The organism is Hyphomicrobiales bacterium (assembly GCA_039973685.1).
Lineage (GTDB): Bacteria > Pseudomonadota > Alphaproteobacteria > Rhizobiales > JACESI01 > JACESI01.
This window is the reverse complement of record JBDWKL010000011.1, coordinates 16,742-43,071: the sequence shown is the minus strand read 5'-3', so window position 1 is coordinate 43,071 and position 26,330 is coordinate 16,742. Positions and strand designations below refer to the sequence as shown.

Genomic DNA, 26,330 nt, shown 5'->3' with positions numbered 1-26,330 from the left:
GTTTTGCCCAATTCGAATGACCAAATCGACGAGCCGAAAGTGCAAAAGCGTCTTGTTTTGTTCTTTACAGGCCTCGATATAGCGGGCCCTAGCCGCTATCATTTGATGATGCGCCAACAGCATCGTTATTATGCGCGGCGGTTTAATGTTCCAATGAGCATCAGTCCGCTCGACAAAAACGAGCGGCCAAACAGCCACTTCAGTTCCTTTACATTGGAAGCTGATTGGCCAGAAGGCAAAACGCTCACTCAATATTATATTTCTGACACTCAGCAAGAAGTTGAGCGCGAAGCTGCCCGGTCAGATTTCACCCGCTTTCCAAACTATCTCTATTGGTATTTTCGATTTTTTATAAACGGTGTTTTACCACCACTTTTCAAACGCCAAATCAGAGCAGGCATTGTTTTTTCAGTGCCCTTATTTGGTTTGATCGCCCGCTTTCTGCTGGCGCTTATTCTGCTTATTGCTGCCGCAAGCTTGATCAGTTTTTTACAATTAAGCCAAGGTTCCAGTTATGCATTGGGCGGCTCTATAGGACTTCTTATCTTCCTATCAGTCGCGAGGCTGGGTCGGTTCTTTAAGACACTGTATGAACCACATCTGGCTGATAGCTTGATATATCAATGCAGATTGACGGCGAATAAAATTACAGAACTTGAAAAACAAATCGCCACCTTCTCTCAAGAAGCCATCGAAATTATCAACCAAGAAAAACCCGATGAGGTTCTTGTGATCGGCCATTCATGTGGTTGTTTTCATTCGCTTCCAGCCTTTAAAACCGTTTTAGATGCAAGACGGTCCGGAGAGAATTTCGCCGATTATGAAATTATACACGCCACATTCGGCTCGCTGCTTCCCTACACAACGACTTATAGAAAGAACGAGTATTTCAGAGCGCTCACCGTTCAACTTCTTGAAGACAACGATGCAAACTGGATCGAATATTTTGCCCCGCAAGACCCCTTCAGCATCCCACATATTCGACTAGATCAAGATTATGGTTTTAATTTAAGCACGCCGCTGCCAGCGCGTTACCAAGTTCGTTCTGCAGTATTCGGGGAGGTTTTTTCGGCTAAAAAGCTCGACCAGTTTAAATACAACCCTTTGCGCATGCACTTTCAGTATTTAACTGCCAATGATGTTGCGGGTTCTTACGATTTTTTCTACATCATCACTCACCCCCAGTCGCTTGCAAACAATTTGAACGCGAACAAACGAATTCAACCAGATAGCTAGCAAGATAATGTCAACTGATCGCAGCAAATCTCTTTATCGCCCCCCTGCACCCGAACCAGCAGATTGGAAACAAATTCTGTGGCGCATCTTCGTGTCGGGCAAGAATGACATTCTGCAATACATCCCAGAAAAAGCGTTCAAAATTTTCATGGGGACCGCGCCTTTTACCTCCAAGCGATCAATTTATATAGTGAATGACCCCAATATGATCCGTCATGTCATGATCGACAAAGTGGATGATTATCCCAAAAGCGATCTAGTAACCGATTCTCTTATGCCGCTGCTTGGGGACAGTATTTTCACTGTAAGCGGCGACAAGTGGAAACGACAAAGCCGGATGATTAATCAGGTCTTTGCAAAGCTACGGCTAAAGGTTGCCTATGCCAGTATGCAAGACTCAATTCGGGATTACATCGAAACGCTTGATCAAAAGGTCGGCGGCGTCATCAATTTAGATGAAGAAATGGCTTACGTAACAGCCGATGTAATTTTTCGCACAATGTTCTCAAAACCAATTGAAGATAGCGACGCAAATACGATCTTTCGTGAGTTCACCATCTACCAAGAATCCCTACCCCACATGACTGGGAAAGCAGTGTTTCGGGCGGCGGCCCATTCCAAGCAGAAAATCCCGAAGCGTGGCATGGAAGCCTGCTCGAAAATTAGAGCCATCATTGCGTCTATTGTAGACGATCGGCTGTCGAGCAATGTAAAGGAAGATGACATTTGCCAGATTATCGTCGAGTGCCGCGATCCTGAGACGGGGGATGGCTTTACGCGCGAAGAAATCATAAACCAGATAGCGTTCTTCTTTTTGGCCGGGCATGAAACATCTGCAAGTGCGCTTACTTGGGGCTTGCTGTGTCTTTCGCAATCACCGCAAGATTGGACGGCGCTTCGTGACGAGGTTTTAGCTCAAGCAGGTGACGAAGAAATACCATATGAAGCCGTTGGTCGAATGAAATTTACCTCCGCGGTTTTCAAAGAAGCCCTGCGCCTCTACCCACCTGTTGCGTTCATCACTCGCTACGCGCTCAAAAAAGATAAAATGCGTGGCTTTGATATCAAGCCGGATGACATGATCATAATCGCTCCTTGGATCGTACAACGGCACCGAGAATACTGGGGAAATCCAGATCACTTTGATCCATCCCGTTTTATCAAAGACCGTACGGGTGGAGCACCGAATGGTACTTGGATACCTTTCAGTGTTGGCCAAAGGGTATGCACGGGTGCCGCCTTCGCTAATGCTGAATCGGCGCTTGTCCTTGGAACAATTGCGCGGCGCTATAAACTGACGCCAATTGACTTGGACAAAATAACACCCGTCTCACGCCTTACGTTGAGACCCAAAGATCGATTGGAAATGAAACTCGAATTTCGCGACTAGAGCAAATCGTCACGACTAAGCGTAAAGCCGCTTTCAATCCACGCGTCTTCAATTTCTTTCAGCTTATTGCCAAGATCAGGCCCAGGCGCATATCCGGCCTTAATAAGGTCTTCACCGCTTACCGGAAATTCTGGCTTTTCCCAGCTATCGATAAATTCAAGCAAAGCTGGAATCCGGTCCGCGCCCGCTTCTTCTTTATTGAAGCGTTTTGCAAACTCATGAACAAGCGCGTCACGAACAGCAAGACGTTTGCCGCGATAAAGCACCTTGGCAAGATCAACAACAGTGAGGTCGACATAACCCGTAGCCTTGCCAGATTCTTCGCTCCAATCAATCAAGCGCGTGCGCTCATCATTAGAAAACTTCAATCGATCAGCAACCGCGTGAATTACGTCTTCTGAAGGGCGCAACATGGCTTGCAATCGTTGCAAAGGATCAGGCGACCAATTCAGTTCACCTTCTAAATTGATCAACCAATGAAACTGATCGAGCCCCCAATTTTCAGGCAATATCGTTGCAAATACTTCCGTCGTGCGCATCCACAAAATGGCGCGCTCTGGTGTTCGTGCAAGCAGCATCTTTTTAAGTTCAGACCAAACACGTTCAACAGACAAAGTTTCCAAGCCCGCCTTTGTGCGCACAACAGCCCGCAACGCATCACGATCAGGACGTCCAACGCCATACCAAGCAAAAAAGCGGAAGAAGCGTAATGAGCGCAGATAATCTTCTTCGATACGCTTTTGTGGTTCACCGATAAATTTCACCTCACGGTTCACCAAATCTGGATAACCGCCAATAGGGTCGTGTATCTCACCCTCATGGTCAATCGACAGTGCGTTCATAGTGAAATCACGCCGCGCTGCATCTTCAACCCAGTCGCGACCAAAAATCACCGTGGCATGACGCCCATCGGTTTCAACATCTTTTCGAAGCGTTGTTACTTCAAAATTCACACCATCAACCACAATCGTCAGCGTGCCGTGATCAAGGCCCGTATCAACCGCCTTAAAGCCCGCCGCTTCGCAAAGCTCTCGTACTTTTTCAGGCACAGCAGTGGTTGCAAGATCAATGTCGCCAATCACCTCGCCCAGTAACGCATCACGCACAGCGCCACCAATGATGCGCGTTTCTTCGCCATCAACATTGAGTACAGACATCAATTGCTTCAAGGGCACGTCTTCAAGCCATGAGCGGTTTACGAGATGCGGTTTGATGAGTTCATCCATAATCTATCGGTTTTCCAAGTAAGGTTGATCCACCGGAAACTCCGGATAGATTGTTTCATATAATTGGCGAATAATACCTGCGGTCACACCCCAAATACGCCAATCCTGCGTACCATCATGGTAGTTATATTCATAATAAAAACGCGGCTTATTCTTATATTCAATAAACCCATGTTCTTCATTATTCAGATTCATCAAAAACGAAAACGGCACCTCAAATGCTGCATCCACCTCATTGGGATCAAGACGCATGGGTTCATCCATTTTCACATGACAAAGAGCTGGCACTATGCGAAATCCAGAGCCGGTAACATAGGCATCTAGAAAACCAATTGGTTCAATTTTAGTGGTAGCAATGCCGACCTCTTCCATCGCCTCACGGCGTACCGTGGATATAGGGCCGGTGTCTTCGTCTTCCACCTTACCACCTGGAAAACCAATCTGGCCGCCATGGTCTTTAAGGTGAGCTGGACGCATGTTGAGCAAAGTGGTCAAACCGTCGGGGCGCTCAATAACAGAAAACAAAATTGCTGCTTCACGAAACGTCGGATGCATTTTCCGCACGCCCTCGTTCAAGATCAAGTCACCCTTATCTTCAAGCTTTGACGGGTCTTGATGAAGGTAACGCTTTGCCCGTTCCAGAAAGTCTTGATCTGATGAAAACATAGTGGATCAGTCGCTTTCAGCCGCCAGACGGTCAAGTTCATCTTGGCGCATAATCGCGTAGAATATACCGCGGCTGGAAATGCCGAACATATCAACATCGTCAACAGGTTTTGTTTCACCCAAATCCACAAGTTGATAAAGCAAAGGCCGCGCGAGTAAGGCGTCTAAACGACCACGCACATGGACATAGGGCTTTATGCCACCTGTCACATCTTCATCTTCAAAACGAAGAGGATGGTCTTCATTGACCTCAATCACATCACCAACCGTGGTGCGTAGTGTCAAAACCTGTTCGCCTGCCTCAATGTGGGCATTCAATTCAACGGCAAAGAAAGGCGCGTCATCAACGGTGATACCGATCTTCTCAACCGGCGTTACCAAATATGTCTTACCGTCTTCATCTTTGCGCAAAACGGTAGAAAACAAGCGCACCAACGCCTCACGACCAATCGGCGTTCCCATGTAATACCAAAGCCCGTTGGCAGCGATGCGCATATCCAGATCACCACAAAACGGCGGGTTCCATTTTTCAACGGGTGGCAGACCAGCACCAGCGTACTTAGCACGGGCCATTAAAGCCTCTAAGCCGCCCGCCATCTTTCCGTCATCAATGTCCGCGATATCTGTCAATTCTTTAGCCATTACAAAGGGTATGTAGCAAATGTTTTCAATTCCGCAACATTGGAGCTGATCACGATGAGGTTTGCAAACATTTTAATGTCAAGAAATTGATTGATGCAAAGCTAAAATGGATGGTTTTTTTGATGGACTTTTGTCCTAATAGCTCCACATACAGTTAGAGGGTTGTTGAAAAGATTAGAAACTGCCACCTCAACAGCGCAACAAGCGCTATGATGAATGATCATAATATGCAGACAGGAGCTTTCTGAATGAGTGCCGTAGATACGAAACCTTCAAAGGATATCAATCAGGAAGCGATTGTTAAAGCTGCTGACAACGCCGCTGCCCGCATCAACGAAGCCCGCGAAGCTATAAGCAGCGTGATTTATGGCCAAGAAACCGTCGTTGAAAGAGCAATGACGACCATCCTTTCTGGTGGTCACGGCCTTCTCGTCGGCGTACCAGGTCTTGCAAAAACGCTGCTTGTTGAAACCATGGGCACCGTCTTAGGTTTGGATGCCGGACGTGTCCAGTTCACGCCTGATTTGATGCCTTCTGATATTTTAGGTTCTGAAGTGATGGAACAAGACGAGAAGGGGAAACGTAGTTTTCGCTTTTTGAAAGGTCCAATTTTCACCCAGCTTCTCATGGCTGACGAAATCAACCGCGCCAGCCCACGTACACAATCAGCGCTATTGCAGGCCATGCAGGAATATCATGTGACGGTTGCAGGCAAGCGCTATGACCTCGATGAACCATTCCATGTGCTCGCCACGCAAAACCCGCTGGAACAAGAAGGCACTTACCCGCTACCAGAAGCACAGCTTGACCGCTTCTTAATGCAGATTGATGTGCTTTACCCAGAGCTTGATGCTGAACGCCGTATTCTGCTTGAAACAACAGGTGCTGAGACGGCTGTAGCAAAACCAATCTTGAGCGCGAAAGAGCTGCGCGAATTTCAATTGCTTGTGCGCCAAATGCCAGTAGGCGAAAGCGTTATTGATGCGATTTTGGAATTGGTTCGCTCCGCCCGCCCTGATGAGAATTCAACGGATGAAATGACCAAGCACATTGCATGGGGACCGGGGCCACGTGCTTCACAAGCCCTGATGCTTACTGTTCGCGCCCGCGCTTTGTTGCAAGGCCGCCTTGCGCCATCCATCGACGATGTGCTGGCCTTAGCAGAGCCTGTGCTTCAACACCGTATGGCGCTTTCATTCTCCGCCCGTGCTGATGGCATCACCATCCGTGATGTGATCGCTTCCCTGAAAGGCAAGATTGGCTAATGGTACACGCCAACGGCACTTTAGAAACGGTAGCAGACGAACCTTTTCGGCTTTTATCCGATGCTGAAAAGGCGGCTGAAAGCTTGCCTGATCTATTGCTAGAAGCACGCCGTGTTGCCCGCACCATTATGACAGGCTGGCATGGTCGCCGCATGGCTGGGCCGGGTGAAAGTTTTTGGCAGTTCCGCCCTTTTGTTGAAGGTGAAAATGCTTCCGCAATTGATTGGCGACGGTCTGCCCGTGACGACACCATTTTCATCAAAGACCGCGAATGGGAAGCCGCTCAAACCGCTTGGCTATGGCTTGACCTTACCAAGAGCATGCAATTTGGCTCTTCGCTGTCAGGCATCACAAAACGCGCCCGCGCCATTGTTTTAACCCTCGCCATGACTGAACTTTTAGCATCAGGCGGTGAGCGCACAGGCCTTTTGGGTCATTCACGCGCCACCACGAGACGCAATGCTGCCGAGATATACGCAGAGCGCATTGCTCGCGCTGGCACCTTAAAATCAGATCAAGGCATGCCTGCACCCGACGGTATCAATCGCTTTTCTGAAGTTATTTTATTCGGCGATTTCTTAGACCCAATCGCTGATCTTGAAACCTTCCTCCAACAAATCGCACGCGCGGGCACCAGAGGCCATGTGGTACAAATACTCGATCCTGTGGAAGAAGCTTTCCCCTATCAAGGACGGGTAGAATTTCAAGATCCTGAAAGCGGCATGAAGGTCACCGCAAGCCGCGCACAATCCTACCGCGAAGAATATCGCGAACGATTGGAAAGCCGTCGCTCTGCCGTAAAAGACTTGTGCAATCGGCTTGATTGGACCTTCTTGGTTCACCACACCGACCGACCTGCAAGTGAAGCTGTATTGACCCTTTATAACCGTTTAGCTGGAGGGCGCATTTAATGTTCGGCCCTATGCTATTTGCTTCCCCTTGGGTTTTACTCGCGCTGGTATTATTGCCTGCGATTTGGTGGTTGCTGCGTCTGGTTCCACCGCGCCCACAATTACAAGATTTCCCGCCGACACGACTTTTGGCAGAACTGACCAAAAAAGAAGACACACCACATGCAAGCCCGTGGTGGCTGACGTTGTTGCGTCTTGCTTTGGCAGCCATAGCAATTTTCGCGGTTGCAGGCCCTTTGTGGTCACCCAATTCAACCAATGGAAATAGTGATAACCCGTTGTTGCTCGTGGTCGACAACGGTTGGACATCAGCTGAAGATTGGCAAGAACGAGCAGACACAGCCAAAGGCATCCTTGAAACAGCCGCCCGTAACGGTCGCCCTGCTGCCCTCGTGATGACCACTGAGCCAGACAATGCAGACGTTCGTCTTGATGATGCGCAGATCGCTTTAGAAAAGATATCCGCCCAATCAGCCCTTCCATTCCCAGAATTGCGCGGTGTCGCAGCAGACCGAATTTTGCGCGCCAAAGACAATCTTGGTGAGGCAGACGTGATTTGGCTTGCAAGCCCCCTTGCCAATGAAAATGACACAGCGCTTGCCGATGCTTTGAGCGGTTTTGAAAATGTGACTATTCGCCATGATGAAGCGTCGCGCCAAACAATCACCCAAGCGCTTAATGGCGCGGCAACCCTTGATGTTGCGGTGAAGCGATTGGGTGCAGAAACGGGCCCAATCACACTGCGGGCGCTTGATGAAAATAACGTGTCGCTTGCCGATGTTCCTGTGATCTTTGAAGATGATGCGCTCTCTGGCCTTGGCAAGATTGAGCTACCGATTGAACTGCGCAACGAAATCGTTCGCCTAAGCCTCATCAACGATAACGGCACACCAATTGCCAATGCAGGCGCGGTGCACCTTATTGATGACCGCACGCGCCTCCGCACCGTTGGGCTTTTAACGGGTAGCTCCACAGATAAAGACCAGCCTTTGCTCTCCCCGCTTTACTACATCAATCGCGCGTTGACACCGTTCGCCGATGTGCGCGAAGCGGCAACACCCAATCTGGCTGAAGCCGTGCCGTCTCTCCTGCAATCAGGGGTCTCTTTGCTAGTGATGGCAGATGTCGGCACCTTGCCAGACCGTGAAACCGATCGGCTTCGCAAATTCATGTCTAAAGGCGGCACGGTCGTGCGCTTTGCAGGGCCTCGCCTTGCGGCAACGAAAGACACGCTCACGCCTGTGCGCCTTCGCGAAGGGGAACGCAATCTAGGCGGATCGCTCACGTGGGAAGAACCGCAAAAACTCGCGCGCTTCTCGCAAAACAGTCCCTTTGCTGGCATGGACCTTCCAGACGACATCGAAGTAACACGCCAAGTTCTTGCAGAGCCAGATTTTGATCTGCTGGAGAAAACATGGGCAGAGCTTGCCGATGGCACCCCGCTTGTAACGGCTGAACGTATTGGCGATGGTTGGTTGGTTCTCTTCCATGTCACCGCCGATGCCACATGGTCAAACCTTCCAATCTCTGGTGCCTTTGTTGATATGCTGGTGAAGCTCGTTGCGTTCTCATCCGTGCCCGCCTCCGCCGTGCAAAACGGAGACGCGGATGAAGCGCAAGCCTTCCCGCCTTTCCAAACGCTCGGTGCCGATGGCCGCTTGGGTTCACCGTTAGAGACAGCTGAACCAATCGCCCTCAATGAAATTGACGACGTGACACCTACAAGCAAAACACCGCCCGGCTTCTACGGCAAAGCAGAAAGCTTGATTGCGTTCAATTTGATGGGACAAGAAACACTCTTTGAAGCCTTGCAACCAGCAGAGCTTTTGCCCGACGCCACCATCACTGAAATAAACGGCGATATTGCTACTGATTTACGTCCAGCTTTATTCACCCTCGTTATGATCTTATTGCTCATCGATGCAGCAGTGGTCGCCGCAATGGCTGGCTTGTTCACTCGCAATGTCACAAAACGTATGCGCGTGACTGCCGCCAGTGCTTTTGTGATTATCGCCGCGTCTAGCATAACCCTCAACGCCGATAATGCTCACGCCCAAGATGGGGACGGCGAGAACGGTATTCCTTTTGATGTCACGCTGACCACACGTCTTGCTTATGTGATAACGGGCGAGACTGCCGTTGATGAGATTAGTCGTGCTGGCCTTCGCGGTCTCACCAATTACATTTCCCTTCGTACAGCCCTAGAACCTGGCCCACCGATTGGCCTTGATCTTTCCAAAGATGAGCTCACATTCTTCCCGCTGATTTATTGGCCGGTGACAGAAACAGCTGCTACCCCTGATGCCGCGACCATGGCGCGGGTTGATGCCTTTATGAAGCAAGGTGGCACCGTCATCTTTGATACACGTGACCAGATAGAACGCGGCATCGGCGCGAACTCGGCTGCAAACGGCAAACTTCGCGAAATCGTCGCAAGCCTAGACGTACCTCCTCTGGAGCCTGTTCCAGCAAACCACGTTTTAACGCGCGCCTTCTATTTGCTTCAAGATTTCCCCGGTCGTTGGATCGGTAGCCCGCTTTGGGTGGAAGCAATTGATGATCAGAACAAAGGCAACGAAGGAACCCGCTCGCAGGCAGATGGCGTATCGTCCATTTTGATTACCGCGAACGATTTCGCAGGCGCTTGGGCAACCGACGAAAACGCCAATCCCTTGCTTCCAACATCGCCCGATGATCCGCAACAGCGCGTTTATGCATTTAGAACCGGCGTCAACATTGTGATGTATACGCTCACTGGCAATTACAAAGCAGACCAAGTGCATATCCCTGCCTTGCTCGAACGGTTGGGGCAATAATGAACTGGCGTCTTGATTTTGCTCCCCTGCTCGATTGGCCCTTCATCGCAGCCTTAGCTGTCGCCGCTTTGGTGCTTGGGTGCCTGTTATTATTCACCCGCACCCGTGGCGCATTAATCCGTGTTTTGGCGCTCAGCTTTGGTCTATTGGCGCTGCTTAATCCAGAGTTCGTTCAAGAAGACCGCGAACCGCTGACAAGCGTTGCTGCCGTGGTTGTTGACCGCTCTGATAGCCAAAGGCTCGGCAACCGCAAAGCGCAAACTGATGAAGTCGTTGAAGCGCTCAAAGCGCGCCTTGCTCTAATCAAGAACCTTGAAACTCGCATTATCGAAACCGATGGCCTCGACAAATCACGGGCAGGGACGGCCCTATTTGGCGAACTCGAACGCGGCCTTTCTGATGTGCCACCAGACCGGATTGCAGGCGCTATTGTCATCTCAGATGGTCAAGTTCACGACACACCAAACAAGCGTGAATCGCTCGGCTTCGATGCCCCGCTTCATACTGTTTTGACAGGCGAAGACGAAGAATTTGACCTTCGCCTCGTCCTCACCGAAGCGCCACGTTTTGGCATCGTGAACGAAGACAAAATCATCAAATTTCGCGTTGAAGCAACACCGAACGCCAACGTATCAACCGCCCGTGTCACGATCCAATTAAACGGCGAACAATCAGCCACGGAAACCGTACCAATTGGCCAAGACATCGAGCTTGCAATCAACATTGAGCGCGGCGGTCAGAACATTTTGGAAATTACAGTCGATGAACTTGAAGGCGAATTGACCACCATCAACAATAACGCCATTCAAACCATCGAAGGTATCCGCGAGAATTTACGCGTGCTGTTGGTTTCCGGTGAGCCACACCCTGGCGAACGCACGTGGCGCAATTTACTGAAATCAGATGCCACAGTCGATCTCGTCCACTTCACCATTTTGCGCCCACCAGAAAAACAAGACGGCACGCCGATCAACCAGCTCTCACTGATTGCCTTTCCAACGCGGGAATTGTTCTCAGTCAAAATCAACGAATTCGACCTGATCATCTTCGACCGCTATAAACGTCGCGGCGTTTTGCCTATCCTCTATTTCGATAACATTGCTCGCTATGTGCAAGAGGGCGGTGCCATTTTGATTGCGGCAGGCCCCGACTATGCAGACAGCACCTCGATCTATCAAACACCGCTCGCTCCCGTTCTGCCCGCCGAACCAATCGGCAGCGTTTTTGAAGACCCTTTCCATCCCAAGGTCACGAAGGAAGGTTTTCGCCATCCAGTCACGAGAAATTTGGAAGGCGCTAAATCCAACCCGCCCAAATGGAGCCGTTGGTTTAGAAGTGTTGATGTTGAAAACCCACGCGGCAATGTGGTGATCGAAGGCGAAGATGGGCGCCCGATCCTTATTTTGAACCGCGAAGAAGAAGGTCGCGTTGCTTTGATGCTATCGGACCATGCATGGCTTTGGGCGCGTGGTTTTGAAGGCGGTGGCCCTCATGTTCAATTGCTGCGTCGCCTTTCTCACTGGTTGATGAAAGAACCAGACCTTGAAGAAGAAGCTCTACGCGGATTTTCCAAGGGCGATGACTTGGTAATCGAACGTCAAACAATGGCCGATCCTAAAGTGGACGATGCAAACACGAGCACTAATCCTACCGTTCAAATAACAACGCCAACAGGCGAAACGATCAACCTTGCCATGCAGGATGTTGACGAAGGACTACGCCAAGGAACGCTTGAAGCCCCCTCGCCCGGTCTTTATGAAATCGTCGATGGAGATCTAAAAACACTTGCCCATATTGGCCCACCAAACCCAAAAGAATTTTTGGATGTAGTGTCGACATCTGAGTTGATAGCGCCGCTTGTCGCTGAAACTGGTGGGCGGGTTATTCGCGCGGCTGATCGTATCCCGCGCGTCTTAGCGCTCAAAGGCGCTAGCGATAACCGCTCCTTGGGCGGGCGTGATTGGCTTGGTTTAAAAATGACCGATGCGTCAATTTTGAAAGGCGTGAACCGTCTGCCACTTTTTGCAGGCCTGCTTGGCCTTGCGCTCTTGCTCGGCGCGTTTGCTACAATGTGGTACCGCGAAGGCCGCTAAAGATCAGCGCACGCCACCACACCGTAGGCACCTTCATCTGTGCCAAAGGCAAGGCTCTTACCATCCTTTGAAAACGCAACTGATGTCACAACACTACCAAGCTCTTTTGCCACAGGTACAAGCGCACCATCTTCGCGAACCAAAGTGACATCACCTTCATAATTACCTGTCAAAATCATGTCTTTTGTGGAGTGCCAACTGAGCTGAGACAAAGCAACGTCAGAGTTTAATGGCCATTGAACAGCACCTTGACCAATGGGACCATCCTTGGTTGCAAAGGGCCAAATCACCACACTATTAGAACCCGAGGTTGCTAAAGCCGTGCCTTTTGGGTTCCAAGACATGGACTTAATACGGGTTGGATAACCGCCCATTCGACCATGTTTTTCATTGTCTGCCCGCCAAACGTGAAGTGCGTTTTCTTGCATGGATGTAACAACGAAATCGCCGCGCGGCGACCATGTTATCGGGCCATGCGCACCAAGCCATTCATATTCATCGGGTGCATCGCGATCTGTGCCGACCCAATAAACGCTCGCGCCATTGTTTCGGCTTGCAGCAAGCTTTCTACCCTTCGGCCCAAAACACAATCCACCGACCGAACCAGAAGCTTGGTATCGACGCTCGATCGTCACGCTTGGTTTTGCAGGGTCTGGCATAACCACAAAAATCTTGCGCCCATCAGCAAAAGCAATCCCACCCCATGAGGAGGTTGCAAGCTGATCAAAGAAACGTCCGAACTGTTCGAAAATTACCGTCTGCGTTCCATCAGGTGCAGTCACAACAACCCGCCCATCATCGCCCGCCGTAACAAGACGATCACCAAGAGAAGCAGCACATAAGATTGCCCCTTCATGGCTTGCAAATTTGTGTTTCTCGCCATTCCCATTCACGAACAAAACCGAGCCGTCGCCAAAGGAAAAACCAAAACCTTGATCAAGCGCATTCACGGCGGTTACATGAACATCGCCATTTTCTAGCCAGCCACTTTTTTCAACCAGCGGTGTTGTTGAACCCCAACTCATGAAGCAACACAGGCCATAAAGCCTGCTTCTAGTTCTTGGGCATTCAAATTACGGCCAATGAAAACAAGACGGCTCTCGCGTTTTTCATCATTGCGCCAAGGCCGCTGGCTATCGCCTTCAATGATCATATGCACGCCTTGAAGGACATAACGGTCATCATCATCCTTGAACGCCAAAATGCCTTTGGTGCGTAAAATGTCAGGGCCGAGCGTATCAACGATGCTATTAACCCACGGAAAGAACACGCTTGGATTGAGCATCTTGTCTGTGCGAAGCGAAACGCTGCCCATATCATTTGCATGGCGACCGTGATGATGGTGCTCGTGGCTATGACCGTGGTCGTGCCCATGATCATGATGGCTATGATCCTCTGTCAAAAAGGACGGTTCAATTTCCAAAATCCGACCAAGATCAAACGCACCACGGTCCAAAATTTTATCAAGCGCAATATCACTTTTTACAGTCCGATGAAGGACAGCATAAGGATTGACCGCACGGACAGACCGCTCAATGTCGGTCAGTTCATCGTCACTCAACAAATCAGTTTTATTGACCAAGATCACATCACCAAAAGCAATCTGCTCGCGCGCTTCAGGCGCATCTTTTAAACGCTCAGCAATGTGTTTGCCATCGACAACGGTGACAACAGCATCAAGATGCGTTTTGGCTCTTACGTCGTCGTCCATAAAGAAGGTTTGTGCAACAGGTGCCGGATCAGCCAACCCTGTTGTCTCGATCAAGATGCCATCAAAGCCACCGACCCGTTTCATCAAGCCATTCAAAATTCGGATTAAATCACCACGAACCGTGCAACACACACAGCCATTGTTCATCTCAAAAATTTCTTCGTCCGTATCAACAACCAAATCATTATCGATACCGATCTCACCAAACTCATTGACGATGACCGCGTATTTCTTGCCGTGGTCTTCAGTCAGTATCCGGTTCAACAAAGTGGTCTTACCCGCCCCCAAATAACCGGTCAAAACTGTAACAGGTACAGTGGCAGGTGATGTTTGTGCGCGCTCATCACTCATCGTGCATTCATATCCTTTTGCTTTCGTCGGCCTTGATATGGCGTGAGAACAGTCAAAACGCAATGGCCATCACATCACCATTACACGATCACTTGTCTAACGACGCTTGTTATTTAGACCAGCATGTTATTTTGACGAAACAGAATAGCGCCCAACCGTGCAACAAATAAGACCGCGACAAGATTCGCCATTAAGCAATTAACCCGATACAACTTGAGCTTTCACGCTAAGATTGGCACAATAATTAGAGGAGATATGAGACGCCCCATTGGGCTTCGAGCGTTTCATCAATTCAGTAAATGAAATCGAGTTCATCAAAAGATCAATCAGCGGGTCGTTTGGAAGAGACCATGCGGCTTGTGCGAGAGCGTGAGGCAAATTCAAAGGTTGAATTTGCCCAGCTAAAACGCGATGCGCTGCTGGCGCTACGTGATGATCTCGCCGATGTCATCAATGACATTCCTTATGATGCCCATTTTTTCGATTTCAGAATTTCTGGCAAGGAACCTGCGCGACTTTGGGTCGATGCGACAACCTTCGTCACTTTAGCGGATGAAACCGGCAATTATCGCATGCTCAAAGAAACCCGAGCAGGCCGCGTGTTGCTTTGTGAAAGTGACGATCGCAAAACTGTCGGGGAAGCAACCGTACACTATATCGCTGAACGATTGGCGGAATGGGAACGATCAAAAACCTCACTCGAACAATCGACAAAACCAAAGCCGAAGCAACCAACCACTTTGATGGATGGCAGCAAGCAGGACGAAAATACTGAAGATTCAGAATTGTTCAAACTTGCTCTAAGTGATGCAAACCACGCTCAAAAAGCAAATGTTATTCAATCTGCGTCACTCGATGAAGTCGACGATTTAGATGCCCCTACTCAAAAATCAAACCGTCGCGAAAAGCCAATTGTTGTGGTTAAACCAAGCCCATTGCGCAACTTCATATGGTTTATTATCGGTACGATAGTGGGCGCACTTGGGCTTTTGATTTATGCATGGAATCGCGAAGCAATCACCAGCTTTGTTATAAACACAATCGATTGGGTAAAGACATTTGTATAACGCGGATGCTGTCTAAAGCACCCGACGAGCAAGCTCTTCGATGCCATTTGACGTGATACCACGTTCGATTTGTTCGCAGCGCCATTTGTTGCGGTCTTCGGCACCATCAACCGCGTCAATTTTATAAAGATTATAACGCCCCGGTTCATGCTTGCCCTCTAATCCGCTGGCAGCAGACGGAACACCGACGACAGGCACATTACCTGTCGGCCCATCCAAATACATAACATTGCGTCGATGCGTGTGCCCGTGCAAAACAAGCTCAGCCCCAGCGCGCGCAATCATTTCATTAAAGGCTTCATAGTCGGTCAGACGTTTATACCAACGGCCTTCTTCAACAAAGGGCGGATGATGGATCATCACAACCCGAAAACAATCTTCTTCTGCAGCGGCCTTCAACAACGTTTCCGCTTTTGAAATTTGCTCCCGCCCCAATCGCCCCGTCGCCATAAACGGTGCGGTTGGCACACCCGTTGAAAGGGCGATGATCTTCACCACACCGCGCTTCCTAACATAGGGAAATTCTATACGGTCAGAAACCGCCTCATCACCAAGGAAATAAGGCCCCCAATGTTTCTTCGCCATCGCCAAAGCACTCGGCACATAGGCGTCATGGTTTCCTGGAATGAGCGACACATGATCGGCAGGCCCGACAGCTTCAAGCCAATCAGCCGCCTGCACAAACTCTCGCTCCAACGCGATGTTCACTACATCTCCTGTTAGCGCTATGTGGTCAGGATTTTGAGCTTTCAAATCCGCCAACAAAAGATCAAGCGACCCAGACGTCATGGACGCTTTGCGGTTTCGGCGATAATTCAAATAGCCAGTAATGCGTTTCGACAACAACTCACCAAAGGTCGGTTGAGGCAGGGGGCCGATATGCGGATCGGAAAAATGGGCGAGGGTAAAAGTCACGGTCGCTGGATTTCGCTCAATATGTCAGGCAAGATGAGGTTATGAAGTCTCTCATCGCACGCATTATGCATTACGTCCACCTCGTCCGCCGTTCGCACACACTTGGCGTGCGGGCAATTGTGCAAAAAGAAGACGGCTCGGTGCTCTTGGTCAAGCACACTTATATTCCCGGTTGGTATTTGCCAGGTGGCGGAATTGAGTGGGGCGAAACCTTTTATCAAGCGCTTGAAAAAGAATTGATGGAAGAAGCAGGCGTAACACTTGATGGTAAAGCCGAAATGCTGGGCATTTATCAAAACCGCCGCGCGTCAAAACGCGATCATGTAGCGCTTTATCACTGCCCTCATTGGCGGCAAGACAACAAGCCCAACTTACCCAACCACGAAATTATTGCTGCAGAATTCTTCCCGTTAGACGAGCTGCCTGATGGCACAACGGACGCCACAAAACGCCGCCTTGCAGAACTGCAGGCAGGCGGCCCGTACAATGAGTATTGGTAGATCTAAAGCTCGTCGCCGCGTTTATTTTCAGCTGGTTCTGATCCCGGTTTAGGCGTTTGAACAAGTAGGAAACGCTCATAAATCCAAGGATGAACATCAACGGCTACCTGCAAGGTTTTTTGCGCAAGAACATGGCGACCTTGATGGAACAAAATCCGCGCTTTCCCAGATAATGCAGCAAAGTGTTTTGGCTCAAGCTCAATGGCTTTGTCTGTATCTTCAAGCGATTGATCAAATTTTTCCTGCAAGAACAAAATATACGCACGTTGATTATAGCCCTCAGAATAATCAGGGGCTTTTTCAACCACCACATTGAGGATTTTCAAAGCACCTTCATAATCATACCAGCGACGACGTTCCATTGCTTGGGCAACCAGATCAGCGACCTCAGAATTTGGCGCGCTATCCATCCAATTACGCCAGATTGAATCAGCCACATATCGGCCACCAGCTTCGCTCTTTGCAGTCTTCAAAATTTTATAAAGGCGTTCGCGTTCAACAAGCTTATCTTTGTGGTGAGCCAAGGCGATTTCTTCCCGCAGCCCCTCAAGTTCTTTAACCCGTTGTTCTTGGATGCTGTTCGGGTTTTCCTGCCGCTCAATCGGTTCAACTTTTTGGGCATGGGCACCAATTGTGAGCGATAGCAAAGCTGCACCAACAATCAACAATCTCGTCAACATCAAACATTCCTCCTCGATTTTGCCAGTTAATCTACCCGATTTTTGCCAGTTTCGGGCATAAAGCTTGATCACACAAGAGTTATCACAGGGCGATTATGCGGGGATAACAAGTCCATTTCTGGCCCTTTGGGAACGATCCCTGTCGGGTTCACCGTCGCATGGCTTTCATAATAGTGCCGTTTGATGTGGTCCATATTGACCGTTCCAGCAACACCATCCACCTGATAAAGCGCCCGTAAATAATTGGAAAGATTAGGATAATCTGCAATGCTTTTAAGGTTGCATTTAAAGTGCCCAACATAGACGGGATCAAACCGCACCAGCGTTGTAAAAAGCCGCCAGTCAGCCTCGGTTAAAACATCACCAGCGAGATAATCTTGCTTACCAAGTAGGTTTTCCACAAAATCCAAGGCGTCAAAAAGCCTCGTTACGGCGTCTTCATAGGCTTGTTGGGTGGTCGCGAAACCAGATTTATAAACGCCATTATTGATGTCGTGATAAACGCGCTCATTCACTGCATCAATTTCACCGCGCATCGAAGCAGGATAAAAGTCGTGCTTAAGGGCTGATAGATCGCGAAAGCCATCATTGATCATGCGAATAATTTCCGACGATTCATTAGAGACAATCGTGCTCGTTTCCTTGTCCCACAACACAGGAACCGTCACACGACCTGTAAATTTAGGGTCCGCTTTCACATAGATATCAGCCATCACTTTCGCACCGAACAAGGGGTCGGGAATTGCGCCTTCGTTATCCGAAAACTCCCAACCTTTATCGCGCATCAAATGATCAACCACAGAAATCGAGATCATCTCCTCTAACCCGAACAACGAGCGAAAAATCATCGCACGGTGCGCCCAAGGGCAGGCATGGGAAACATAAAGATGATAGCGCCCTGCTCCCGCTTTAAAGCCGCCAACACCACTTGGCCCTGCCTTACCATCATGCGTTACCCAGTTTCGAAACGTACTGTCCTTACGCACGAACTTCCCATTCGTCGTTTTGGTGTCGTACCATTCTTCATGCCAAACGCCTTCAACCAACAGCCCCATAATGCGCATTCCCTTTGTCGTTTTGCACTCACTTGCCCTCACTATGACACGATGCACGCGGAACTGAAGTAACCAAACAGACTGTTTACCGCTTTACGACCAAACAGAAGCGTGATAGCAAAGCCGCCACAACACGAGTGGACTGATTTAAATGCCTTTCTTGCGACGACCCTTGCGAAACCGACGCCGATGCACCTTCCCTGCATCCGCTTTCGCATGCTTCCGCAAAGGGTAACAAAAAAGATCACCCCTCCCTTGGAAGCTTCTAACACTTGAATTTTACGGCGCTTCCATGACTTGTTCTTTCTCCATCACACACGAAACCTTTGACCATTTGGCCGCGATTGAAGCCATCCACGAAACGGTATTCGGCCCAGGTCGCTTCGCGCGTACAGCCTTTAGAGTGCGCGAAGGCATTCTTGCTGACCCTGATTTTTGTTTTGTGGCGATTGAAGATGAAACCGTTGCCGGATCGGTCAGATTGACCAAAGTGATAATCGGCGAGGAAGAAGCCTATTTGCTCGGCCCCCTCTGCGTGGCTGATCCAAAACAAGGCGCTGGCATTGGTAAAGCCTTGGTGCAAAAAACCTGCGAAGCTGTCCATGAAAAACATGCGCTTCCCGTCATTTTGGTGGGTGATGCACCTTACTATGCACCGCTCGGTTTTGAACGCGCACCACATAGCATAAAAATGCCCGGCCCTGTTGATTATGCAAGACTGTTGGTCGCATGGCCTGAAGCGCTTTCTAACCGTGAAGGTTATCAAGGCGTCATGCGCGGCGTATCATCTTCAAGCTGATCGGTACTGGTTGCTCGGTTGAAGAGCATGCCATAACGCGGCGCGAATATCATGGCAAAGACTTGCAACAATCCCGCAACAAGCGCGATCATTCCAGCTGCAGAAACACTATTGTCATAGCCAAGCCACCCAAGCCCAAATGCTGCTAGCAGATAGCCCAAAATGCCACTGATGATGGACACGAATGCACTAATCCAAAGCTGCGTTGAAAGCCTGTCAGTCAACATGCGGGCGGTCGCTGCGGGGCAGATGAACATGGCGATCACCAAAATCGAGCCAACCGCTGCGAAAGCTGCAACTGCTGCTAAAGCTGTCATGAACACTAAGGCAATACCGAACTTAGATGAAGAAATACCGAGGCTATCCGCGTGGGCTACATCAAAACTGGTGATCATCAGTTCTTTGTAAAACGCGAGGATAAAGAGGATAACGAGAACCGTCACGCCTAATATTCGCCAAATCGCTTCGGGTAAAGTCGCAAGGGCGGCGGGGTTCCATAGGTCTGAAATACCAAAAGCATCAAGCCAGATCGCGCTTTCAAGATTGCCGTAAAGCGCGTGCTCCACATCAAGATGCACACCACGCGCGCCGCTCTGCTCTAACATCACAACGCCTGCTGCAAACATGGTGGTGAAGATCACACCCATGGCAGCACCCGTCTCAATGCGGCCCGCACGGCGTATCACTTCAATCATCGCAACGGCAAACAGAGCGGCAATCATTGCGCCAAGCATCATCGGCCACGTAGCAGAAACACCCGTCAGCAAGAAGCCTGCAACAATGCCGGGCAACACCACATGACTGATTGTGTCCCCCATCAAAGCTTGCTTGCGAAGAACGAGGAAATTGCCGAGCAACCCGCACGATAAGGCGGCCAGTGTTCCAAGCAGGATGGACGGGAAATCTAGCTGCAAAAACTCAATCATCACGCGCGCCCTCCTCTCGATTTGGAAATCGAAACAGGCGCAAGTTCAGGCGAAAGCGACTGGACCAAATCTTTCGGGAGCACATCATCAATCGGCCTTAAAGACCAGTCATCCAGCATCATCGCTTCGGTTGGATAAGCACGGCGATAAGCATTCCACAAAGCTTGATCACGCGCCATTTTTTGCGCGGCCATTGTGCCTTCATTCGTCGGCGCACCATCTGCCCGCAAATATCCACGCTTGATCAAAAGCCGTCTTGTGAGTGGATCAAAAATCGGCTCACCGCGAGAGACCGCAAGAAGCCCTTGGCGTTCGTGGATCGTGCGCTGAAAGAAGAAATGCTTGAGTGTAGAGCCGAACACCCCGCGACTTGGCGCGACCAGCATGGACACCAAGAACACGGCAAACAACGTGAGCACGATCAAACCACCTGTTGGCAAATCAGCCGCAATTGAGGAGAACGCTGCACCAAAATAAGCACCAATGCCGCCAATCGCAGCAGACACCAACAACATCGGGCCAACCCGATCCGTCCAAAAACGAGCTGCGACAGGCGGGATGATGGTAAGCGCAATCACGAGGACAAGGCCTGCGGTTTTCAAACCAATCACAACGATGGCAAGGAGTAAGAGCAGCAAGAGGCGATCTAAGTTTGCGACCTTCATACCCTGCGCATGGGCAAAGAGCGGATCGAAACAAAGCAGCGAAAACTGTTTAATGCGGGTGATCAAAACCAAACTCACCAAACTTGCCGTCACCGCAATGAGCATCGCATCGGCCCGCAAAAGGCCAGCGGTTGAGCCGAGGATAAAATCAGACAAACCCGCCTGCCCGCCAACATCGAGCGACTGGATAAACGTCAACAAAACAATGCCAAGGGCAAAGAAGGTGGAGAGCACCGTGCCAATTGCCGTATCTTCAGTAAGGCGTGTTCGCCGCGTCATCCATTCAACCGCCAACACCCCAATGCCAGCGCTCAAAGTTGCGCCCAAGAGCAACAACCACAAAGAGCGCCCATCACCAAAGGCCCATGTTCCAAACAGAAAAGCGAGCGCAATACCGGGAAGAGTAGCGTGACTGATAGCGTCACTCACAAGCGCACGTTTTCGAAGCAGGACGAACACACCAATAGCGCCCGCCCCCGCGCCCAAAATGGCGGAGCCGACTAACACCAAGGAGGTGTTGTATCCTGCTTGCAAACTAAGGGCTAAAAACAGAGCTGAAAGGAACTCGCTCATAAAGCCGTCCTTTCCTCAAACGCTAAAGATGCGGTGTTACTGCCGCACCACCAATTGGGCCTTCTTGGTGAATGCTCAACCGACCTGAATAGGTTTTACGAACCGCATCATCGCTCATCACATCCTCAATTGGACCGCTTGCGACGACTTGCTTGTTGAGCAGCAAAACATCATCAAACATGGTGCGCACAGTATCAAGATCATGGTGCACGACGACGACGCACTTACCATCGGCTGCGAGCTTTTTGAGCGTGCGTAAAATAATGGTTTCGGTCGCCGCATCAACGCCCGCAAAAGGTTCGTCCATCAAATAGACATCCGCCTCTTGCGCCAAAGCGCGCGCCATGAAAACACGTTGTTGTTGTCCGCCGGATAGTTGACCAATTTGGCGTTTTTCAAAGGCGCCCATATCAACCATCTCAAGACATTTGCGCGCTTTCGCCCGTTCTTTGCGGCCAGGCCAACGCAAGAAACCGAGTGTCCCGTATAGGCCCATCATCACCACATCAAGGGCAGATGCTGGAAAGTCCCAATCAACAGCAGCACGTTGAGGCATATAGGCGACCTTGGCGCGTGCTTGAGCGAGGCTTTGATTGGACACTTTAGTCTGGCCTGTCACCGATGGGATGAGACCAAGTGCTGCTTTCAGTAATGTTGATTTACCAGCACCATTCGGCCCAACGATTGCGGTAATCACACCAGATCGGGCAGCAAATGAAATATCCCATAAAACGGGCTTACGATCATAGGCAACTGTGAGGTCTGATACAGAAAATGCATCATCCACGGCGTTAGCGGCGCTTTCGCGTGATCCATCAAAAACAGTCTTAAGAGCAGTGTTAGACATAAATACTTCCTAGCTCGATGGTGTCAGTTGGCCGGTGATGCCACGATCAGGTGCTACGCCACCCAGCGCCCGTGTAATCGTTGTCGCATTGTGGTCAATCATGCCCAGATATGTGCCTTCAAAGGTTCCATCAACACCCATCGCGTCAGAGTAAAGCGTGCCGCCAATAGCCACTTTGTGACCTTGTGCTGCAGCGCCTTCTATCAAGGCTTTGATGTTTTGTTTAGAGACAGAACTTTCAACGAACACGGCTTCGATTTTGCGATCAACCAAAGTTTTTACCATGCTCTCAATGCGGTTGAGGCCCGCTTCGCTGTCTGTTGAAAGGCCCTGAATGCCAATCACTTCAACATTAAATGCGCGACCAAAATAGCTGAATGCATCATGGGCGGTAATCAGCACGCGCTTTTCATCTGGCACTGTTTTCATCATTGTAGAAACAGAACCTGCAAAGCGCGTAATATCTGAACCCAGCGCTTTGGCGCGTTTTTCAAAACCTACTGTGTGATTGGGTGCCGCCTTGATCAAAGCATCACGCACAATCGCAACGGTCTTTTGCCAAAGGCTTGGATCCATCCACACATGCGGATCATAGCGACCTGAAAACCCTTCGGCTTCAATTAGATCATCTGCTGGCAATTCATCGGAGACCAAAACCACATGCTTGCGTTTGCTCAACTTGTGCAACAGCTCATCAAGCTGCGCTTCAAGGTGCAAACCATTGGCGAAAATAATATCAGCGCTGGCAAGAAGACTAACGTCGCTGCGGGTCTGGCGATAGGAATGCGGATCAACGCCTGATCCCATCAACGTAGTGACTTCAACATCTTCCCCACCCACAGTCGTCACAATATCAGCAACCATGCCAACAGTGACTACTGCTTTAATCGGCGCTGCAAATGCGTTGGATGAGAATGTAGCAACAGCAAAAACAAGGCTGATCAACAACCCGACTTTACGGACAACAGAGGAAAAAATCTGCATACTCAACTTTCGCTATTGCAACTCATTCGCAAATATAATGCGAATAATTCGCAATAGCAAGAAAATACAGTCAAACATCCAACGAATGTGAAATTGGTCCTAAATGCAGAAATATGGATTAAGCAATTGATTTAATAGCATTTATCAGTCTGTCATCGCCCCAAAACAACTCATCACCTTCGATCACAAATGCGGGAGCACCGAATATGCCCTTTAATTCCGCCTCCGCCGTTTGTTGCTTCAATCGCTCTTTATTCTCAGAAAAAAGCGCTTTTTCAAACATGCTATCTGCATCTTGTCCAAGATCTGTGAGAAGCGAACGAAGCACATCGTCATCACCAATATCGCGCCCTTCTCCAAACTGCGTCTTGAAAACAGCCTTCGCAAATTCAACACCCCAAGGTTGATCCAGAGCCACAAGACCCAGCCTATTTGCGGTTATGCTTCGCGCAGGAAAAGACGGCGGCATTTTAAATGGCAATCCACGGTCATTACATAGACGTTGCATGTCTTGAACCATGTACCGGCCCTTTGCCGGATAAATATTGAAGGGTGAATTTGCCCAGCCTTGCTTTGCAAAAATGGGCCCTAGAAGAAATGGTTTCCAACACACATCGACATCAAAATCTGTTGCCAGTTCTTCAATTCGCATGGCTGTCAAATAAGAATAGGTCGAGGCAAAATCGAACCAAAATTCAATAGACGACCTCATGCAGACGCGCTTTCCTCGTCCTCGAAATAATCAGCGAACGCGGGTTTTGAAAGCGACAATACGCTGAGTGTCGCGCGCCGTGCTTCACTTGGATTGCGCGCTTTGATCGCATCAACAATTCGTCTGTGTTTTTCAAGCGCCAAAGGCGGATCGGTGCGTGGTGCTTGTTGTGCCAGCGCCATACGCGCCATGATGGAAGCATCAAACAAAGGACCAAACCGCTCAAAAACCCAATTACCACACGCACCCAATATCGCGCGGTGAAGCGCGATGTCGGCCGCCATGCGTTGTTCTGGTGTTACGGCTTTATCTGGATGCACAGTATCGGCAAGCTTTTCAAAAGCTGTACCTATCTGAGCAACCTGTTCCGCCGTCGCCCTTGCTGCTGCCATCGCCGCAACTTCAGGTTCGATCAACCAACGTGCTTCACGTAGCGATTCATAAAGATCCGCATTCAAGTCATGTTCCAAAAGCGCTTTCAGCACCAATGGATTAAACCGATCCCACTGCTCCACAGGCTGCACTCTCGCGCCCACTCGTGGTCTGGTTTGGATCATGCCAAAACCGATAAGATCTTGAATAACTTCGCGAATAACCGTTCGGCTCATGCCAAATTCGACGACCAACTCTTGCTCTGTCGGCATCAGACCGCCAACAGCTATATCACCACGCGCAATACGCGTCAGCAATTCAGCAACAACAGGCTCACGCGTGCGACGCTTGCCTTTACTGATAATAGGTTCATTTGATAAAAGTGGATCGTTGATCATCTATTGTCTCCGCATCGACAGTATAGTGCCAATGGCGGCTGAGACAATTGGTTCATAGTAGAATATTACGAATTTGCGTAAACAGCAGATTGAATATCCTCGTCCTCATTGAAAAAGCCACTAGGGTCAACTTCAGGAAGATGGACTTTAGCAAGGTTTCGCAAATACACTTTGTCGACCTTCTTACACATGCCTTCAACCGTGAATTTCTGCTTCACAACTTGGCGAAGGCTACCTGCCAGGTCACTGGCCTTTTCTGGCCGCGATAGGCGATCCAGCATAGCAGTCGCAAAAAGGTTGGCATCACCGGGCGGCAAAAGATAATGGCCATAAGAACCATAAATTTCAGGAATGCCGCCAACACTGGTTGCAAGGGTCGGCACGCGCGCGCCCAATGCCTCAACAACAATATAAGGTAGCGCTTCTGCCCGTGACGGCACCACCAAATTGTGCGTACGTTTAAACACATCACGAATTGGCATTGGTGGCAAAAACTGGATGCGATCCGTTAATTCACGCCGTTTCACGTCTTCTTTATAGCGAGGCAAATCTTCACCCTCACCAATCATGAGAGCATGAACAGGTTGCTGAGAACGCGCATTAGCAATCTCGATTGCATCAATAAATAGATCTGCACCTTTCAAATCTCGCATGTGTCCTGCGTAGACAAAATCCACAGCACGCTTTGATGGCTTAACCACAGCGAATTCATCAGCGGCAAGGCCATTATAAGCGATTGACCACGGCTGGCGCAGCTTACCAATTTTGCGGCTGTAGGTTTCCACCTCATAGCCTGCAACAAAAATAAATTCATTCGTGAAGCGCTCCATTAAGCGCTCAACACCGAAGTAGATTTGCCCCGTCAAAGATCGTTGGGAATAATGAAGGCTGCCACCATGAGGCGAATAGATCGTCACCAATTTAGGTTCGCCAGCTCGTTTACGATCTCGGTTTATGAAACTTGCAGCAATACGCCCGTAGACGCCGCCTTTTGCACCATGGCAGTGAAGCACATCAACGTTGATTGTTTTCAAAAGGCCATGAACCGTTTTCGTAACGGTTATATCTTTCAACGAAACATTGCGACCCATAGGAAGCTTTATCGCCCCTAATGTCATGTAGGGCTTCAATTCTTCCAAACGTTCTTCTTCAAAAGCGCCAACTGTCGATGAATCGTAGATCAAACCAACATGATGACCTTCATCGGACTGATGTTTTACCAAGTCTGAAATATGCTTAAAAATGCCACCAACAATTGATCGAACACAATGGATGATCACCAAAGGGCGTTCTAACTCGGGGAGCGAACCGGGCGACTTATTCGGCTGGAACATAATGAAAAACCTGTTGAATCCTAAACAGCAGAATAATCTACGTAGGTTAATACTTCATGGGCACCCGACATTTACAAGAGAAATTTTTTCTATGGTAAACAATAGGTTAAGTGGGTATTTACTCCTCTCTCCAATCTTCTAATCCTGAACATTGAAACCATTCATTCACCATATAAATCGATAGAACGCTCAATTT

General features: G+C 49.5%; 24 protein-coding genes. 9 read left to right on the top strand and 15 right to left on the bottom strand.

Annotated features, from left to right (window positions below; genetic code table 11):
- The first annotated feature begins 3 nt into the window (after positions 1-3).
- Positions 4-1,236 carry a hypothetical protein gene (locus ABJO30_02005; protein ID MEP3231584.1) on the top strand — a complete coding sequence of 411 codons (1,233 nt, stop codon included), beginning with the start codon at positions 4-6 and terminating at the stop codon, positions 1,234-1,236.
- 7 nt (positions 1,237-1,243) lie between these two features.
- Positions 1,244-2,626, top strand: a complete 1,383-nt coding sequence (locus ABJO30_02000; GenBank protein ID MEP3231583.1) for a cytochrome P450 — start codon at positions 1,244-1,246, stop codon at positions 2,624-2,626.
- On the opposite strand, the gene ABJO30_01995 is transcribed toward ABJO30_02000, so the two are convergent.
- The 3 genes from ABJO30_01995 to ABJO30_01985 are packed head-to-tail and all read right to left on the bottom strand — an operon-like array spanning position 2,623 to position 5,115.
- Positions 2,623-3,852 (bottom strand): CCA tRNA nucleotidyltransferase, encoded by a 1,230-nt coding sequence (locus ABJO30_01995; GenBank protein MEP3231582.1) that lies wholly within the window; start codon positions 3,850-3,852, stop codon positions 2,623-2,625. The genes ABJO30_02000 and ABJO30_01995 overlap by 4 nt on opposite strands.
- Before the next feature lie 3 nt (positions 3,853-3,855).
- Positions 3,856-4,518: a CoA pyrophosphatase gene (locus tag ABJO30_01990; protein ID MEP3231581.1), complete on the bottom strand. Its 663-nt coding sequence runs from the start codon at positions 4,516-4,518 to the stop codon at positions 3,856-3,858.
- A gap of 6 nt (positions 4,519-4,524) precedes the next feature.
- Positions 4,525-5,115 carry a DUF1285 domain-containing protein gene (locus ABJO30_01985; GenBank protein MEP3231580.1) on the bottom strand — a complete coding sequence of 197 codons (591 nt, stop codon included), beginning with the start codon at positions 5,113-5,115 and terminating at the stop codon, positions 4,525-4,527.
- 293 nt (positions 5,116-5,408) lie between these two features.
- Between ABJO30_01985 and ABJO30_01980 the strand changes: the two genes are divergently transcribed.
- Genes ABJO30_01980 through ABJO30_01965 form a run of 4 tightly spaced genes read left to right on the top strand, consistent with a single transcriptional unit; the run spans position 5,409 to position 12,245 of the window.
- Complete coding sequence (locus tag ABJO30_01980) at positions 5,409-6,425, top strand: MoxR family ATPase (GenBank protein MEP3231579.1); 1,017 nt, start codon at positions 5,409-5,411, stop codon at positions 6,423-6,425.
- Complete coding sequence (locus ABJO30_01975) at positions 6,425-7,336, top strand: DUF58 domain-containing protein (protein ID MEP3231578.1); 912 nt, start codon at positions 6,425-6,427, stop codon at positions 7,334-7,336. Before ABJO30_01980 ends, ABJO30_01975 begins: the two co-directional genes overlap by 1 nt.
- Entirely contained in the window at positions 7,336-10,152 is a 2,817-nt protein-coding gene (locus ABJO30_01970; protein MEP3231577.1) for a DUF4159 domain-containing protein, read from the top strand. Before ABJO30_01975 ends, ABJO30_01970 begins: the two co-directional genes overlap by 1 nt.
- Complete coding sequence (locus tag ABJO30_01965) at positions 10,152-12,245, top strand: hypothetical protein (GenBank protein MEP3231576.1); 2,094 nt, start codon at positions 10,152-10,154, stop codon at positions 12,243-12,245. The genes ABJO30_01970 and ABJO30_01965 overlap by 1 nt, the downstream gene beginning before the upstream one ends.
- Here ABJO30_01965 and ABJO30_01960 read toward each other — a convergent pair.
- Both ABJO30_01960 and ABJO30_01955 read right to left on the bottom strand, forming a co-directional pair.
- Positions 12,242-13,270, bottom strand: a complete 1,029-nt coding sequence (locus ABJO30_01960) for a WD40 repeat domain-containing protein (GenBank protein ID MEP3231575.1) — start codon at positions 13,268-13,270, stop codon at positions 12,242-12,244. The two genes, ABJO30_01965 and ABJO30_01960, sit on opposite strands and share 4 nt — an antisense overlap.
- On the bottom strand, positions 13,267-14,307 hold the full coding sequence (locus ABJO30_01955; GenBank protein MEP3231574.1) for a GTP-binding protein: 1,041 nt from the start codon (positions 14,305-14,307) through the stop codon (positions 13,267-13,269). The genes ABJO30_01960 and ABJO30_01955 overlap by 4 nt, the downstream gene beginning before the upstream one ends.
- A gap of 299 nt (positions 14,308-14,606) precedes the next feature.
- Between ABJO30_01955 and ABJO30_01950 the strand changes: the two genes are divergently transcribed.
- Positions 14,607-15,374, top strand: a complete 768-nt coding sequence (locus ABJO30_01950) for a hypothetical protein (protein MEP3231573.1) — start codon at positions 14,607-14,609, stop codon at positions 15,372-15,374.
- Between the two features lie 12 nt (positions 15,375-15,386).
- Here ABJO30_01950 and ABJO30_01945 read toward each other — a convergent pair whose 3' ends face one another.
- Positions 15,387-16,289: a metallophosphoesterase gene (locus ABJO30_01945; protein MEP3231572.1), complete on the bottom strand. Its 903-nt coding sequence runs from the start codon at positions 16,287-16,289 to the stop codon at positions 15,387-15,389.
- A gap of 41 nt (positions 16,290-16,330) precedes the next feature.
- Here ABJO30_01945 and ABJO30_01940 point away from each other — a divergent pair, with 41 nt between their 5' ends.
- Positions 16,331-16,789 (top strand): NUDIX domain-containing protein, encoded by a 459-nt coding sequence (locus ABJO30_01940; GenBank protein ID MEP3231571.1) that lies wholly within the window; start codon positions 16,331-16,333, stop codon positions 16,787-16,789.
- 2 nt (positions 16,790-16,791) lie between these two features.
- Here ABJO30_01940 and ABJO30_01935 read toward each other — a convergent pair whose 3' ends face one another.
- Positions 16,792-17,469: a hypothetical protein gene (locus ABJO30_01935; GenBank protein MEP3231570.1), complete on the bottom strand. Its 678-nt coding sequence runs from the start codon at positions 17,467-17,469 to the stop codon at positions 16,792-16,794.
- A 68-nt stretch (positions 17,470-17,537) separates the two neighbouring features.
- Positions 17,538-18,524 (bottom strand): glutathione S-transferase family protein, encoded by a 987-nt coding sequence (locus ABJO30_01930; GenBank protein ID MEP3231569.1) that lies wholly within the window; start codon positions 18,522-18,524, stop codon positions 17,538-17,540.
- 292 nt (positions 18,525-18,816) lie between these two features.
- Between ABJO30_01930 and ABJO30_01925 the strand changes: the two genes are divergently transcribed.
- The gene (locus ABJO30_01925; protein ID MEP3231568.1) at positions 18,817-19,323 is read left to right on the top strand and encodes an N-acetyltransferase; all 507 of its coding nucleotides are present in this window, start codon (positions 18,817-18,819) and stop codon (positions 19,321-19,323) included.
- On the opposite strand, the gene ABJO30_01920 is transcribed toward ABJO30_01925, so the two are convergent.
- The 7 genes from ABJO30_01920 to ABJO30_01890 all read right to left on the bottom strand — a co-directional run bounded on the left by ABJO30_01920 (position 19,287) and on the right by ABJO30_01890 (position 26,134).
- Positions 19,287-20,249 carry a metal ABC transporter permease gene (locus ABJO30_01920; GenBank protein MEP3231567.1) on the bottom strand — a complete coding sequence of 321 codons (963 nt, stop codon included), beginning with the start codon at positions 20,247-20,249 and terminating at the stop codon, positions 19,287-19,289. The genes ABJO30_01925 and ABJO30_01920 overlap by 37 nt on opposite strands.
- Positions 20,249-21,487 carry a metal ABC transporter permease gene (locus ABJO30_01915; protein ID MEP3231566.1) on the bottom strand — a complete coding sequence of 413 codons (1,239 nt, stop codon included), beginning with the start codon at positions 21,485-21,487 and terminating at the stop codon, positions 20,249-20,251. The genes ABJO30_01920 and ABJO30_01915 overlap by 1 nt, the downstream gene beginning before the upstream one ends.
- A 22-nt stretch (positions 21,488-21,509) precedes the next feature.
- A complete protein-coding gene (locus tag ABJO30_01910; protein ID MEP3231565.1) occupies positions 21,510-22,334 on the bottom strand; it encodes a metal ABC transporter ATP-binding protein in 825 nt (274 codons plus the stop codon).
- A 9-nt stretch (positions 22,335-22,343) separates the two neighbouring features.
- A complete protein-coding gene (locus ABJO30_01905) occupies positions 22,344-23,318 on the bottom strand; it encodes a zinc ABC transporter substrate-binding protein (GenBank protein MEP3231564.1) in 975 nt (324 codons plus the stop codon).
- A gap of 118 nt (positions 23,319-23,436) precedes the next feature.
- Positions 23,437-24,030, bottom strand: a complete 594-nt coding sequence (locus ABJO30_01900; protein ID MEP3231563.1) for a 2-hydroxychromene-2-carboxylate isomerase — start codon at positions 24,028-24,030, stop codon at positions 23,437-23,439.
- Positions 24,027-24,800: an FCD domain-containing protein gene (locus ABJO30_01895; protein ID MEP3231562.1), complete on the bottom strand. Its 774-nt coding sequence runs from the start codon at positions 24,798-24,800 to the stop codon at positions 24,027-24,029. The genes ABJO30_01900 and ABJO30_01895 overlap by 4 nt, the downstream gene beginning before the upstream one ends.
- 65 nt (positions 24,801-24,865) lie before the next feature.
- Positions 24,866-26,134 carry a glycosyltransferase gene (locus tag ABJO30_01890; GenBank protein MEP3231561.1) on the bottom strand — a complete coding sequence of 423 codons (1,269 nt, stop codon included), beginning with the start codon at positions 26,132-26,134 and terminating at the stop codon, positions 24,866-24,868.
- Positions 26,135-26,330: the final 196 nt, after the last annotated feature.

Excerpts from the sequence above, each read along its gene's own strand:
- ABJO30_02000 (MEP3231583.1), top strand. The coding sequence starts at position 1,244 with ATGTCAACTGATCGCAGCAAATCTCTTTATCGCCCCCCTGCACCCGAA.
- ABJO30_01995 (MEP3231582.1), bottom strand. The coding sequence starts at position 3,852 with ATGGATGAACTCATCAAACCGCATCTCGTAAACCGCTCATGGCTTGAA.
- ABJO30_01990 (MEP3231581.1), bottom strand. The coding sequence starts at position 4,518 with ATGTTTTCATCAGATCAAGACTTTCTGGAACGGGCAAAGCGTTACCTT.
- ABJO30_01985 (MEP3231580.1), bottom strand. The coding sequence starts at position 5,115 with ATGGCGGGCGGCTTAGAGGCTTTAATGGCCCGTGCTAAGTACGCTGGT.
- ABJO30_01980 (MEP3231579.1), top strand. The coding sequence starts at position 5,409 with ATGAGTGCCGTAGATACGAAACCTTCAAAGGATATCAATCAGGAAGCG.
- ABJO30_01975 (MEP3231578.1), top strand. The coding sequence starts at position 6,425 with ATGGTACACGCCAACGGCACTTTAGAAACGGTAGCAGACGAACCTTTT.
- ABJO30_01970 (MEP3231577.1), top strand. The coding sequence starts at position 7,336 with ATGTTCGGCCCTATGCTATTTGCTTCCCCTTGGGTTTTACTCGCGCTG.
- ABJO30_01965 (MEP3231576.1), top strand. The coding sequence starts at position 10,152 with ATGAACTGGCGTCTTGATTTTGCTCCCCTGCTCGATTGGCCCTTCATC.
- ABJO30_01960 (MEP3231575.1), bottom strand. The coding sequence starts at position 13,270 with ATGAGTTGGGGTTCAACAACACCGCTGGTTGAAAAAAGTGGCTGGCTA.
- ABJO30_01955 (MEP3231574.1), bottom strand. The coding sequence starts at position 14,307 with ATGAGTGATGAGCGCGCACAAACATCACCTGCCACTGTACCTGTTACA.
- ABJO30_01950 (MEP3231573.1), top strand. The coding sequence starts at position 14,607 with ATGAAATCGAGTTCATCAAAAGATCAATCAGCGGGTCGTTTGGAAGAG.
- ABJO30_01940 (MEP3231571.1), top strand. The coding sequence starts at position 16,331 with ATGAAGTCTCTCATCGCACGCATTATGCATTACGTCCACCTCGTCCGC.
- ABJO30_01935 (MEP3231570.1), bottom strand. The coding sequence starts at position 17,469 with ATGTTGACGAGATTGTTGATTGTTGGTGCAGCTTTGCTATCGCTCACA.
- ABJO30_01930 (MEP3231569.1), bottom strand. The coding sequence starts at position 18,524 with ATGGGGCTGTTGGTTGAAGGCGTTTGGCATGAAGAATGGTACGACACC.
- ABJO30_01925 (MEP3231568.1), top strand. The coding sequence starts at position 18,817 with ATGACTTGTTCTTTCTCCATCACACACGAAACCTTTGACCATTTGGCC.
- ABJO30_01920 (MEP3231567.1), bottom strand. The coding sequence starts at position 20,249 with ATGATTGAGTTTTTGCAGCTAGATTTCCCGTCCATCCTGCTTGGAACA.
- ABJO30_01915 (MEP3231566.1), bottom strand. The coding sequence starts at position 21,487 with ATGAGCGAGTTCCTTTCAGCTCTGTTTTTAGCCCTTAGTTTGCAAGCA.
- ABJO30_01910 (MEP3231565.1), bottom strand. The coding sequence starts at position 22,334 with ATGTCTAACACTGCTCTTAAGACTGTTTTTGATGGATCACGCGAAAGC.
- ABJO30_01905 (MEP3231564.1), bottom strand. The coding sequence starts at position 23,318 with ATGCAGATTTTTTCCTCTGTTGTCCGTAAAGTCGGGTTGTTGATCAGC.
- ABJO30_01900 (MEP3231563.1), bottom strand. The coding sequence starts at position 24,030 with ATGAGGTCGTCTATTGAATTTTGGTTCGATTTTGCCTCGACCTATTCT.
- ABJO30_01895 (MEP3231562.1), bottom strand. The coding sequence starts at position 24,800 with ATGATCAACGATCCACTTTTATCAAATGAACCTATTATCAGTAAAGGC.
- ABJO30_01890 (MEP3231561.1), bottom strand. The coding sequence starts at position 26,134 with ATGTTCCAGCCGAATAAGTCGCCCGGTTCGCTCCCCGAGTTAGAACGC.